Below are 12917 nucleotides of genomic sequence, written 5' to 3'. Positions count from 1 at the left end.
TGAGTCATGAAGAACGACGTGATGGCCTTCGTACGCCGCATCGACCTGGTCCTCCTCGGCGCGGTGCTGGTCCTGGTGTCGCTGTCGGTGCTGCTGGTCTGGTCCGCGACCATCCACCGCGACGCGATCACCGGCGGGGACACCACCGCCTACCTGCGCAAACAGGCGATCAACGTGGCTGCGGGGCTGGTGCTGATGGTGGGCGTGGTCGCCACCAACCACCGCTGGGTCCGGCTGCTGACGCCGGTGGTCTACGTGGCCGCGGTGATCGGGCTGGTGCTCGTGCTGGTGATGGGCTCGACGATCAACGGTTCGAAGTCCTGGGTGAACCTCGGGCCGGTGCAGGTCCAGCCCTCCGAGCTGGCCAAGCTGGCCGTGGTCATCGCGATGGCGCTGGTGCTCGCCGAGCGCAGCGAGGGCCGCTGGCGGGCACGCGTCTCCCTGGGCGACGTGGTCGCGATGATCCTCGTCGCGGCGGTGCCGATCGTGCTGGTCCTGCTGCAGCCCGACCTCGGCACCACGCTGGTGCTCGGGGTGACGGTCTTCTGCGTGCTGGCCGCCGCGGGCACACCACGACGATGGCTCGCCCTGCTGGCGCTGACCGGCGTGGCAGGTGCCACGACCGTGGTCGCGACCGGGGTGCTGAAGCAGTACCAGATCAACCGGTTCATGGCGTTCACCGACCCGTCGCTGGACCCGCGTGGCGCCGGCTACAACGTGCAGCAGGCGCGGATCGCGATCGGTGACGGCGGCATCTTCGGCCAGGGTCTGTTCCAGGGCTCGCAGGCCCGCGCGGGCTTCGTCCCCGAGCAGCACACCGACTTCATCTTCACGGTCGTGGGGGAGGAGCTCGGGCTCGTCGGCTCGCTGCTGGTGATCGGGCTGATCGGGGTCGTGCTGTGGCGCGGGCTGCGGATCGCGGCCCGCACCGACGACCTCTTCGGACGGGTGGCCGCCGCCGGGATCGTGTGCTGGCTGGGCATCCAGAGCTTCCAGAACATCGGCATGTGCCTGGGCATCATGCCGGTCACCGGCGTGCCGCTGCCGTTGATCTCCTACGGCGGCTCCTCGATGATCGCCGCCCTGCTGGCGGTGGGTCTGCTGCTCGGCATCTCGGGCCGCTCGCGGCGCACCGGTCTGGACCGGTCCGGACCACTTCAGGACCTCCGCTCGCGCGACCGCCTGCAGGTTGCTGCAGTGCGAAAAGATGTCGCGTTTCATCGTCAGTAAACTCGATTACGTTCCGTCCCGGTTGCCCCACAGGGCATCTGTGACCCCTTGCAGCCCTCATCCCGAGGCTGCTTGACGACGGGAGCAGTAATCGTGAACCGACCCCACAAAATGCAGCGCCTCGGCGCACTCGCGGCAGCGACCGTGACCGCCGTCGGCGCCGCCGGCACCATCCTGGCCATGTCCGGTCCCGCCGGCGCAGCCGACAACCCGGCACCGCTGATCGGTGCCCAGAAGTCGACGGCCATCGACAACTCCTACATCGTCGTGATGAAGGGCAGCGGCTCGGAGGCCAAGGCCAACGCCGCCGACGCCCGCGCACTCGCCAAGGAGAAGGGCGGCTCGGTGAAGTACGCCTACGACAAGGCGATCACCGGATTCTCCGCCACGCTCGACGCCGACGCGCTCGAGGCTCTCCGCAACGACCCCGATGTCGCCTACATCGAGGCGAACCAGGTCGTGAAGGCCACCGGCGACCAGGCCAACCCCACCTGGGGCCTGAACCGGATCGACCAGCGCAACCTGCCGCTGAACTCGAACTACCACTACGACTACACCGGCTCGGGGGTGAAGGCCTACATCATCGACACCGGCATCCGCTCCGCGCACACCGACTTCGGTGGCCGGGTGACCTCCGGCTACACCGCGATCGGGTCCAGCACCGAGGACGAGAACGGTCACGGCACCCACGTGGCCGGCACCGTCGGCGGATCGACGTACGGCGTGGCCAAGAACGTCACGCTCGTGCCCGTCCGCGTGCTCGACGCCTCCGGCTCCGGCACGACCGCCGGGGTGATCGCCGGTGTGAACTGGGTGACCTCCAACCACACCTCCGGTCCCGCGGTCGCCAACATGTCGCTCGGTGGTGGGGTCTCCTCGACCCTCGACTCCGCGGTCTCGAACTCGATCGCCGACGGCGTCACCTACGCCGTGGCGGCGGGCAACGACTCCGGTGCCGACGCGTGCAACGGCTCGCCCGCCCGTGTCTCGGGTGCTCTGACCGTCGGCTCGACCACCAACACCGACGCCCGGTCGAGCTTCTCGAACATCGGCTCGTGCCTCGACCTGTTCGCCCCCGGCTCCTCGATCACCTCGGCGTGGCACACCTCCAACACCGCGACCAACACGATCTCCGGTACGTCGATGGCGACCCCGCACGTCGCCGGTGTGGCCGCGCTCTACCTGCAGGCGAACCCGACGGCCTCCCCCTCCTCGGTCTCCTCGGCGATCGTCTCCAACGCCACCACCGGCGTGGTCACCTCGCCGGGCTCCGGCTCGCCCAACCGCCTCCTCTACTCCCTGTGGAGCGGTGGCACCGACCCGACGGACCCGCCGACCACGCCGCCGGCGGGCAACCTGCTGGTCAACCCGGGCTTCGAGTCGGGTGCCACCGGCTGGAGCTCCTCCTCGGGCGTGATCGACAACTCGAGCTCCGCCCCGGCGCGTACCGGCTCCTACAAGGCGTGGCTGAACGGCTACGGCTCGACCCACACCGACACGCTCTCGCAGTCGGTGACCCTGCCCACGACCGGCAAGACGCTGTCGTTCTACCTGCGGGTGATCACCAACGAGACGACCACCTCGACGGCCTACGACAAGCTGACCGTCAAGATCGGCTCGACGACCCTGGCGACGTACTCCAACCTGAACGCGAGCTCCTCGTACTCGTTGAAGTCGTTCTCCCTGGGCGCCTACGCCGGCAGCACCGTCACGCTGACGTTCACCGGCACCGAGGACTCCTCGCTCGGGACCAGCTTCCTGATCGACGACACCTCCATCGCCTGATCTGACCGACCGTCATCGGCTCCGCCGGGCCGCTCGCGTAACGCGGGCGGCCCGGTGTGCTGTTGAAGGGGCCCCTTTCCCGCCTTGTTTATGGACTGTTTATAGGTGTTCACCTTCGCTGTCTGCACGTTGCTGCAATGCGAAGAGTTGGGTCGTTACGCGTTCTACGTAACGTGATTACGTGGTTGGCCGAACGCTTCGGGCTGCGGCCACAGGGAGGGCGCAGGGCGTTCGTCTCGGTCCTACAGGGCCGTACGATGACGGGAGTCAGTTCGTGAACCGAACCATGAAGAACCGGGCCTACAAGGCACCGGCAGTCATCTCCGCCGTAGCTGTCGGAGCAGCAGCCTCGGCGATCGCCTTCACCGTGCCGGCCGGTGCCGCGGACGGTCCGGCGCCGCTGCGCGGCGCGGACGCCTCGACCGCGATCGAGGGTCAGTACATCGTCGTGATGAAGAAGCAGGGCGGCAGCGACCTCGCGAAGTCCGAGGCCAAGTCGGTCCGCAGCGACGCTCGCGACGCCGGTGGCGACGTACGAGAGGTCTACAACACCGCGTTCAACGGCTTCTCCGCCTCGCTCGACAAGGACGCGCTCGCCGAGGTCCGGGACAACCCGGACGTCGCCTACGTGCAGGCCAACCACCGCTACACCACCCAGGGCGACCAGGCGGACCCGACCTGGGGCCTCGACCGCATCGACCAGGCCGCGCTGCCGCTCGACAAGAACTACCACTACGAGCAGACCGGTGCCGGCGTGACCGCCTACATCATCGACACCGGCGTCGCGACCGACCACTCGGAGTTCAGCGGCCGGATCGGTGAGGGCTTCGACGCCGTCGACGGCGACACCGACCCGAGCGACGGCAACGGCCACGGCACCCACGTCGCCGGCACCGTCGCGGGCACCACCTACGGTGTCGCCAAGGAGGCCACGATCGTTCCGGTCCGCGTCCTCGACGACCAGGGCTCCGGCACCACCGAGGGTGTCGTCGCCGGCATCGAGTGGGTCACCGAGAACCACACCGACGGCCCGGCCGTCGCCAACATGTCGCTCGGCGGTGGCAACGACGCCGCTCTCGACGCGGCCGTCCAGGCCTCGATCGCCGACGGCGTGACCTACGCCGTCGCCGCCGGCAACGAGAGCTCCGACGCCTGCGGTTCCTCGCCGGCCGCCGTTCCGGAGGCGATCACCGTCGGTGCCACCGACAACGCCGACGCCGCCGCGGACTTCTCCAACACCGGTGAGTGCCTCGACCTGTTCGCTCCGGGCGTCGACATCACCTCGGCCTGGAACGACGGCTCGACCAACACCATCTCCGGTACGTCGATGGCGACTCCTCACGTCGCCGGTGCCGCCGCGCTCTTCCTCGAGGCGAACCCCTCGGCCACCCCGGCCGACGTCGCCACGGGTCTGACCGGTGCCGCCATCCCCGACGTGGTCACCAACCCGGGCACCGGTTCGCCGAACCTGCTGCTCACCACGGTGTTCTGAGCTGAAGCTCTGTGCTGAAGGTCTGAGCTGAAGCTCTGCGCCGACGTCGTTGGGGCCGTCCGGGAGGGGCGGCCCCAACGGCTATCTCTGTTCGACGGCCGGCTTGGTCCAGGCGATCGTGTGCCGGAAGCCGAGGCGACGCCGGATGGTGGCCCCCGGCATCGTCTCCAGGACGACCTCCCGCAGCTCGTCGAGAGGCATGGTCGGATCCTTGACGGGGAACGGAGCGGAGGGCGCCTCGGCCGCCGGCCACGGATGCTTGACGAAGCCGATCACCGGGTTGGTCGCGGCGGAGGCGAGATCCCACAGGTGGTCCGCCGCGCTCCGGGGAGGCGCGAGCCCGACCGCGAGGAACCGTCCGCCCGGCTGGAGCAGGCGGCGCACCTGTACGAGCGCGTCGGCGACGTCGAGATGATGCAGGACGGCGACCATCGTGACCAGGTCGAACGGCCCGGTGGCGTCGATCCAGGAGCCGCCGTCGATCGTCACGTTGGGAAGGCCCGCGCAGCGTGCGGCGGCGTGCTGCCGCATCTCCTCGTCGCGGTCGTTTCCGTGCACCGTGGTGAATCTCGGCGACAGCGCGGCCACGAGATCACCCCGCCCGCAGCCGACGTCCAGCGCCGCTCGGCGCCGTTCCGGCAGGTTCGCGAGTATCCAGCTGTGGAAGTGGTCGTTGTGGCTCCACGGGTGCCGGGCGTTGAGCTCGGCCATGGCCTTCACCACGGTCCCGCCGGCAAACTCTCCCGCCCACGTACGCAATGCCATGCCCGGCATTCTGCCCCCACGACGCGAGGTTTGGCCGGGCGGTCGCGGTGCGGCGTACGCTTGGGGTTGATCGTTCCCGAGCTTTGAGGTGCCCATCGTGACCGTCGCCCAGAGCGACCTCGTTCCTGAGTCCGTCTTCCCTCGGCTGGAGCCGCGCCTGGCGCTGGTGTCCAAGCCGATCCAGTACGTCGGTGGGGAGCTCAACTCGACCGTCAAGGAGTGGAACGACGTCGAGGTGCGGTGGGCGCTGATGTACCCCGACGCCTACGAGGTCGGTCTGCCCAACCAGGGCGTCCAGATCCTCTACGAGGTGCTCAACGAGCGCGACTGGATCGCGGCGGAGCGCACCTACGCGGTCTGGCCCGACCTCGAGAAGATCATGCGTGAGGGCGACGAGCAGGGTCCGATCCCGCAGTTCACCGTCGACGCGCACCGTCCGGTGAAGGCGTTCGACGTCTTCGGGCTCAGCTTCTCGACCGAGCTCGGCTACACCAACATGCTCAACGCACTCTCGCTGGCCCAGATCCCGTTGCACGCGGTCGACCGTGGTGACGACGACCCGATCGTGCTCGCCGGCGGCCACGCCGCGTTCAACCCCGAGCCGATCGCCGACTTCCTCGACGCCGCCGTGCTCGGTGACGGCGAGGAGGTCGTGCTCAAGATCTCCGAGGTCGTGCGCGAGTGGAAGCAGGACGGTCGTCCCGGCGGCCGCGACGAGCTGCTGCGGCGCCTGGCCGTGTCCGGGGCGGTCTATGTCCCGAAGTTCTACGACGTGAACTACGCCGCCGACGGCCAGATCGAGGCCGTGGTGCCCAACCGCCCCGACATCCCGTGGCGGGTCCGCAAGCACACCCTGATGGACCTCGACGCGTGGCCCTACCCGCGCAATCCGCTGGTGCCCCTGGCCGAGACCGTCCACGAGCGGTTCTCCGTGGAGATCTTCCGTGGGTGCACCCGCGGCTGCCGCTTCTGCCAGGCCGGGATGATCACCCGCCCGGTGCGCGAGCGTTCGATCACCACGATCGGCGACATGGTCGAGAACGGCATCCGGAAGTCCGGCTTCGAGGAGGTCGGGCTGTTGTCCCTGTCCTCTGCCGACCACACCGAGATCGGTGACGTCGCGACCGGCCTCGCCGACCGCTACGAGGGCACCAACGTGTCGCTCTCGCTGCCCTCGACCCGCGTCGACGCCTTCAACATCACCCTGGCCAACGAGTTCTCCCGCAACGGCCGTCGCTCCGGCCTCACCTTCGCCCCAGAGGGCGGCTCCGAGCGGATGCGGAAGGTCATCAACAAGATGGTCACCGAGGAGGACCTGATCCGCACCGTCGGTGCCGCCTACAGCCACGGCTGGCGCCAGGTGAAGCTCTACTTCATGTGCGGCCTGCCCACCGAGACCGACGAGGACGTCCTGCAGATCGCCGAGCTGGCGAAGAAGGTGATCGCCAAGGGCCGCGAGGTCTCCGGCCGCAACGACATCCGCTGCACCGTGTCGATCGGTGGCTTCGTACCCAAGCCCCACACCCCCTTCCAGTGGGCCTCCCAGCTCGACCACGAGACCACCGACGAGCGCCTGCAGAAGCTGCGCGACGTGGTCCGCTCCGACAAGAAGTTCGGCCGCGCGATCGGTTTCCGCTACCACGACGGCAAGCCCGGCATCGTCGAGGGTCTGCTGTCCCGCGGCGACCGCCGCGTGGGTGCGATCATCGAGCAGGTCTGGCGCGACGGCGGTCGCTTCGACGGCTGGTCGGAGCACTTCTCCTACGACCGCTGGGTCGCCGCCGCCGAGACCGGCCTCGCCGGCACCGGCGTCGACCTCGACTGGTACACCACCCGCGAGCGTGAGTACGACGAGATCCTCCCCTGGGACCACCTCGACTCCGGCCTCGACAAGGACTGGCTCTGGGCCGACTGGGAGGACGCCCTCGCCGCCGCCGACGGTGAGGACATCGAGGTCGAGGACTGCCGCTGGACCCCGTGCTACGACTGCGGCGTCTGCCCGGAGATGAACACCGAGATCCAGATCGGCCCCACGGGTCAGAAGCTGCTGCCGCTGTCCGTCGTCTGATTGCCTTCTGACCCGCTGAGAACGTTCAAATTCAACTGCCTCCGAGGTAGTGATCAGGCAAGTGAGAGTTCTAAATCTGGTCTCGCTGCCGACAGGCCGACTTGAATACGTCCGCTCTGCGTTTGAAATCGCAAGGCGAGAGCGTTCATTGGCTGAGTACTGACTGGCTAGGGGCGACACCAGCCTGGCAGGGGCGGTCGTCCGACGTATCTCGCCTTCCGATTACGAAGGTCAGGTGACATGGCGAGGTTCGCCGCTGGGCGAGGGCGAACGGTTACGACGGGCGGATCGAAGATGTGTCGCGCACGAGGTGGTTGCGGCCTACAACGCCGCGAACAGCGCTGACGCAGTTTTGACCACTTGGGACGCCCGTCCTCGTGCCTCGTATCGATCGAAGCGATAGAGGCACTCAAGCAATCGCGGGAATCAAAGTGCCTCCCGAAACCTCCTAGAGTCTCGGAGGCCCGCTAACCAATGGAAGGTATGCGAGGTCTGCAGCGATCAGTTCCGGCAGGATTCGATCTCAGCGCTGGCTCAGATCTGCCTGAGCGTGGCGAGTAAGGTCCTACGGTGCCATGGATTGCTGCCTCTCACAAGAATGCTGAAGTGGGAATTCTTGTCAGTACGTCGTTTACCTGATCGTCAATCCAACTGGCAAGTGCAAGCAGTTGGGGTGCCGGATGCTCTGAAATCTCAAAGGACTTAGCGAGAGCCTGCTTGTGCCCGCTTAGCTTGGCTTTGTCGGCCTCAATTACTCCGTCCCCTCGTCGGAGAAGATCTTCAGGAGGGACCATAGCTTCGATGTAGGTCGTCGGTAGGTAGCGCTCTATCCCTGCCCACGACTTGCCTAGGTCGGAGTTGCAAAGGTTCTCGGGCATGACGACCGCGGTCGAATAGGCATGGCCTTTCAGGTGCCTCTTGTATTGATCAACGTCTTTCGTCTCCCAATCACGAACCACGAGGATTGGTGCTGCCTCTGGGCGCGATGAGATGGCGGCAGTGTTGTATCGCAGGTAGGACTTGAAGGCGTCCCCTCCGGTTTCGTCGCCGGTCAGATCATCCGGGTCGGCCAGTCTCCAGCGCGGACGGGTGTTGCTGGAAGCCAGCGCAGCCCGCAGATAGTCTGCGTCGAACTTGCCCTCAACAAGGACAAGGGGCTGGTCGGGATACTGCAGTAATGGGTGGCGGTACGAGGTGATGGCTAGTCTGGTGCTCTCGGTCAGAGCCTTTTTCGCAGGGACCCGTTCAAGGGTAGTCCCGCCGGTCGGCGAGGACTTTGCGAGAATCGCACTCTCTCCGACACGGACGAACTCATCCTGATGTGTAGTCAGGAAGATCTGGCGCCTCGGATCGGTGCTGTAGTTGAGCAGGTCTCCTGCGAACCGTTGCCGCAGTCCCGAGTGGAGGAAGGATTCGGGTTCCTCGACGGCCCAGACATGCCCTTGAAGCCAGCCGAAACCGGCACCTCGCGCAGTTCGGTCTGCGAGGTCAAGAAGATGAAGGAACATGAACTGTTGCGTTCCGGACCCCTCAAGTTCGGGGTCGCGAGCGCGTCCAGCGGTGTCGACCGATCTAACGGCGAGATCGAATGCGAGGTCGGCGAAGTCCGTTGGGAGGTCTGATTTAAGTGTCAGACCGCGGATTCCTGTGGTGACGGCGTCAGACACGTCGCTGAACAGTGTGTCCGCGAGGCGCGACATCGCTAGAAGCAGTTCGCTTACCTCACCGGATTTGTACTCCTTCGTCTTCTGAAGGCGGCTGATCAACGCGCTCCTCAGCGGAGCGACATATTGATTGATTAGCTCGGAGGGACGAGCATGGTTGGGTACGTACCTAAATTCGATGGCACGCACGAAGGCTTCAAGGTTGGCGATGTCCCACGGATCCGTAGCGGGTTTCAGATTGTCCAAGTCGGGCCCGAAGGACAGGTTCCTAGTGATAGATCGAGTCTGTGAGTCGAGGGACCACGACTGCTGAACAGCCAGTAGGTCGACGATGCTGTGCTTCTTGAGGAAAGCATCCTGTCGCGGATACTTCATATCGCCTTTGAGTACGAACGCCAAGCCCACCGAGATCTTGCGGCCCTTCTGTGGCCCCTGGTCGCAGTAGTCTCGGCTAAGACTTACGGCCGATCCCTTCTCGTCCACCGAGCCTGTGAAAAACAACTTAAGGGCGCGAAGTAAGTTGGATTTTCCTGCGCTATTCAGGCCGACCACGGGTTCATAGTCGCTGAGAGGCCGCAGAGTGACGGACCTGATCGACCGGAAGTTGTGGACTCGAATCTCGTTTATGATGGGCACGGGTCTCCTAGCGACTGCAGCGACGCAGCCACCGTAGGGTGTTCAACGCAGCGTCGGGACCGGATCTGCGAATTTGTGCATTTCCCCGAGATGAACACCGAGATCCAGATCGGCCCTACGGGACGGAAGCTGCTGCCGCTCTCGGTCGTCTGACCCTCAGCGGATCGCGGCAATCGCCTCGATCTCGATCAGTACGTCGGGGCGGAACAGGCCTGCGACCTGCACCAACGAGCTGGCGGGCGGGTGTGTGACGTCGACGAACTCGTCGCGGACCGAGCGGATCAGCGGCAGCTCGTCGGTGGCGACCACGAAGTAGGTCAGCTTCACGACATCCGCCCAGGTCGCGCCGGCGGCGGTCAGGGCGATGCCGAGGTTCACGAAGGTCTGCCGGGTCTGCGCCTCCCAGCCGTCGGCGACGGTGCCGTCGGCGGTGATGCCGACCTGTCCCGAGGTGACGACCAGCCGGGCGCCGGGGTCGGTGATCACCGCGTGGCTGTAGCCGGCGGGGGCGGGAAGGTCTTCGGGGGTCAGGAAGTCCACTCGCCGAAGGTAGACCGGCCGCGCGATCCGGGCGACTGATTACCGGTCAGCCCACGGGGCGGACCCAGCGACGCCACTCCGACTGCGACTCGTACCCGGAGCTCTTCCACAGCGACTGCCCCAGGTCGTTGCCCTCCAGGACCATCGCGTCGATCCGGCTCGCGCCCAGGGCCACGAGGCGGTCCTCGGCATGGGCCAGCAGACGGCGGGCGAGCCCCTGGCGGCGTACGTCGGGGTGGACCGCCAGGCGGTAGAGATGGGCGCGCCAGCCGTCCCAGCCGGAGATCAGGGAGCCGACGATCCGGCCGTCCGGGGTGACCGCGACCGTGCAGGCGTCGGGGTCGCGCGCGATCAGCGCCTCGACCTTCGCGGGGGAGTCGGTCGGGCGCGCGTCGTTCTCGGCAGCCACCTCCCACAAGGCCATGAGAGCGGGTACGTCGGCAACAGTGGCAGGGCGCAGCTCGATCACGGCCGGAAGTGTCCCACGCGGGCACTCGGCCACCGATAGTTTGCGGCCATGACGGACAACAACGCGCTGGGACGCCGGTATCTCGAGCTCCTCGAGGGGAGGGACTGGGATGCCTGGGTGGCTCTGCTGGACGAGAACGTCGTCTACGACATGCCGCAGACCCGCGAGCTGATCGTCGGGCGCGCGTCGTTCCTCGAGTTCAACCAGACCTACCCCGGGGAGTGGCACCTCACCCCGAAGGTGGTGATCGCCGACGACGAGCGTGCCGTGGTCTGGTTCGACTGGACGATGGGCGACGAATCGGGCGAGTCGCAGACGTTTCTCGAGATCGGCGCAGGGCGGATCACGCGGGTGACGGACTTCTGGCCGGAGGCGTACGAGCCGCCCGAGAGGGCCGTGTCGGTCGAGCGCTACTGACTCAGCAGTCCTCGGCGCCACGCATGGCGAAGTCGATGCTGACCGCGTGGTGGTCGGACAGGCCGGTGGGGGTGACCCTGCCGGCGCCGGCCTCGAGCCAGGAGTTGGGGAGCAGGTAGTCGACGCGGCCGCCGCCGTCGTGGCTGGCACCCAACGAGGCGCCGGCGTCGGTCAACGAGGCCAGGGCGGTGCCGAGGACGCCGGAGCCGGAGCCGGCGTTGAGGTCGCCGCCGAGAAGCTTGGCGCCGTCGTAGGCGTTCACCCTGGACATGACCGCACCGATCTGCGCCTGCCGCAGCGAGTCGGAGGTGTGGTCGAGATGGGTGTTGAAGACGACCAGGCGCTGGCCCTCGACGATGATGTTGGCCCGCAGCACCCCGCGCTGCTCCTTGCCGTCGCTGTTGGGCAGGTGGGTGTTGCCGGACTCCGCGATGGGGAAGCGCGACAGGATCGCGTTGCCGTAGCCGCCGCGGTCGGTGATGTAGTCGTTGGCGCCGAAGACCGCCTGCATCCCCAGGTGGGAGGCGATGATCGCGGGCTGGTCGACGTTGCCTGAGCGGCGGCGGTTCCGGTCGACCTCCTGGAGGAGTACGACGTCGGCGCCCGACCCGCGGATCACGCCGGCGATCCCGTCGAGCTCACCGGGGGAGACCCGGCCGCCCTTGATGTTGAAGGTCATCACGGTCAGCTTGCGCGGGACGGCGCAGGGGTCGATCTTCGGCTTCTTCGGGGCCTTGGCGATCGCCGGAGGCGCCTCCAGCGTCGTGAACTTCGGCAGCGGCTCCGACGACGCCGAGGCCGACGCCGGGGCCGACGGAGAGGCCTCGAGGGTCTCGGCGCTCGGCGACGAGGAGGCGTCCGCGGAGGCCTGTCGCGCGTCGCCCAGCCGGGGCGCGAGGACGGTCAGGGCGGCGATGGCACCGACGGTGAGAACGACCGCGAGGATCGGCAACAGTTCCTCGATGCGTACCGAGATCGTTCGTCGTCTGTGGTGGCTCACCGCGCGAGTCTCCCATTTTTCGTATGCAAACCGTTACATCCAGTTCGTCCTCCATTCGCCGGGTGGGTGATCGCCCCCGAGGACCGACATAATCGACTCCGTGCGTCAACAGCCCGAACAGCAGGCCCCGCCGGTCCAGCGTCTCCGCATCCGCTACGCCAAGCGCGGCAGGCTCCGGTTCACCAGCCACCGCGACTTCAGCCGCGCCTTCGAGCGCGCGGTCGCGCGGGCCCGGATCCCGGTGGCCTACTCCTCGGGCTTCAACCCGCACCCGCGGATCTCCTACGCCGGCGCGGCTCCGACGGGGGCCGCGAGCGAGGCCGAGTACGTCGAGCTCGCGCTGCGCGAGATCGTCGACCCGGCCGCGACCAAGGGTGCACTGGACGAGGTCATGCCCGACGGCCTCGACCTGCTCGACGTCGTCGACACCGCCACCTCGCCCAAGGGCGCGCTGGCCGACCTGCTCACCGGCAGCGAGTGGATCATCGACCTGCCGACGGCGCCGGAGGACGCGGCCGCGGCGGTCGCGGCGTTCCTCGGCGCCGAGGAGGTCATCGTGGAGCGGATGACCAAGAAGGGGATGCGCGAGTTCGACGCCCGAGGCGCGGTCGTACGTCTCAGCTCGGCGCCCCGCGAGGGCGGCTCGCGCCTGGAGCTGCTGCTCAAGCACGGCACCCCGTCGGTACGTCCCGACGACGTCGTCACCGGACTGGAGCGCATCGGCGGCCTGAAGGTCGGCCCCGAGCACGGCGGGCTGCCGCTGCTCACCCGGCTCACCCAGGGCATCTTCGACGAGGAATCCGGCACGATCGGCGACCCGCTGCACTAGTGTTCGAGTGGTGAGGCGCTGC

At 67.3% G+C, this 12917-nt stretch carries 11 protein-coding genes; 6 read left to right on the top strand and 5 right to left on the bottom strand.

What is annotated here, in order from left to right; translation table 11 throughout:
- Positions 1-6: 6 nt before the first annotated feature.
- The 3 genes from rodA (at position 7) to HD557_RS18495 (ending at position 4507) form a co-directional block, all read left to right on the top strand.
- The gene (gene rodA / locus HD557_RS18505; RefSeq protein WP_008358535.1) at positions 7-1230 is read left to right on the top strand and encodes a rod shape-determining protein RodA; all 1224 of its coding nucleotides are present in this window, start codon (positions 7-9) and stop codon (positions 1228-1230) included.
- Positions 1231-1323: 93 nt separating this feature from the next.
- Entirely contained in the window at positions 1324-3015 is a 1692-nt protein-coding gene (locus HD557_RS18500) for a S8 family peptidase (protein ID WP_307785658.1), read from the top strand.
- Between the two features lie 274 nt (positions 3016-3289).
- A complete protein-coding gene (locus HD557_RS18495; protein WP_196874930.1) occupies positions 3290-4507 on the top strand; it encodes a S8 family peptidase in 1218 nt (405 codons plus the stop codon).
- An 81-nt stretch (positions 4508-4588) separates the two neighbouring features.
- Here the strand turns inward: HD557_RS18495 and HD557_RS18490 are convergent, their stop codons facing one another.
- Positions 4589-5272, bottom strand: a complete 684-nt coding sequence (locus HD557_RS18490; protein ID WP_231380359.1) for a class I SAM-dependent methyltransferase — start codon at positions 5270-5272, stop codon at positions 4589-4591.
- Between the two features lie 97 nt (positions 5273-5369).
- Between HD557_RS18490 and HD557_RS18485 the strand changes: the two genes are divergently transcribed.
- Entirely contained in the window at positions 5370-7340 is a 1971-nt protein-coding gene (locus HD557_RS18485; protein ID WP_008358531.1) for a TIGR03960 family B12-binding radical SAM protein, read from the top strand.
- Positions 7341-7930: 590 nt separating this feature from the next.
- Here the strand turns inward: HD557_RS18485 and HD557_RS29050 are convergent.
- From HD557_RS29050 to HD557_RS18470, 3 genes are all read right to left on the bottom strand, one after another.
- Positions 7931-9640: an ATP-dependent nuclease gene (locus HD557_RS29050; protein WP_196874929.1), complete on the bottom strand. Its 1710-nt coding sequence runs from the start codon at positions 9638-9640 to the stop codon at positions 7931-7933.
- Positions 9641-9796: 156 nt separating this feature from the next.
- Complete coding sequence (locus tag HD557_RS18475; protein ID WP_196874928.1) at positions 9797-10180, bottom strand: RidA family protein; 384 nt, start codon at positions 10178-10180, stop codon at positions 9797-9799.
- 46 nt (positions 10181-10226) lie between these two features.
- The gene (locus HD557_RS18470) at positions 10227-10649 is read right to left on the bottom strand and encodes a GNAT family N-acetyltransferase (protein ID WP_196874927.1); all 423 of its coding nucleotides are present in this window, start codon (positions 10647-10649) and stop codon (positions 10227-10229) included.
- 48 nt (positions 10650-10697) lie between these two features.
- Here HD557_RS18470 and HD557_RS18465 point away from each other — a divergent pair, with 48 nt between their 5' ends.
- Positions 10698-11066: a nuclear transport factor 2 family protein gene (locus HD557_RS18465; RefSeq protein ID WP_196874926.1), complete on the top strand. Its 369-nt coding sequence runs from the start codon at positions 10698-10700 to the stop codon at positions 11064-11066.
- A 1-nt stretch (position 11067) separates the two neighbouring features.
- Here the strand turns inward: HD557_RS18465 and HD557_RS18460 are convergent, their stop codons facing one another.
- Complete coding sequence (locus HD557_RS18460) at positions 11068-12066, bottom strand: endonuclease/exonuclease/phosphatase family protein (protein WP_196874925.1); 999 nt, start codon at positions 12064-12066, stop codon at positions 11068-11070.
- Between the two features lie 88 nt (positions 12067-12154).
- Between HD557_RS18460 and HD557_RS18455 the strand changes: the two genes are divergently transcribed.
- Positions 12155-12895 carry a TIGR03936 family radical SAM-associated protein gene (locus HD557_RS18455; protein WP_374221701.1) on the top strand — a complete coding sequence of 247 codons (741 nt, stop codon included), beginning with the start codon at positions 12155-12157 and terminating at the stop codon, positions 12893-12895.
- The last annotated feature ends 22 nt before the right edge of the window (positions 12896-12917 follow it).

This window comes from Nocardioides luteus (assembly GCF_015752315.1).
GTDB lineage: Bacteria > Actinomycetota > Actinomycetes > Propionibacteriales > Nocardioidaceae > Nocardioides.
Note: the sequence above shows the minus strand (reverse complement) of the source record. Positions and strands in the feature narration are given on the sequence as shown.

Coding starts and splice junctions, on each gene's coding strand:
- HD557_RS18490 (WP_231380359.1), bottom strand. CDS start 5,272: ATGGCATTGCGTACGTGGGCGGGAGAGTTTGCCGGCGGGACCGTGGTG.
- rodA (WP_008358535.1), top strand. CDS start 7: ATGAAGAACGACGTGATGGCCTTCGTACGCCGCATCGACCTGGTCCTC.
- HD557_RS18465 (WP_196874926.1), top strand. CDS start 10,698: ATGACGGACAACAACGCGCTGGGACGCCGGTATCTCGAGCTCCTCGAG.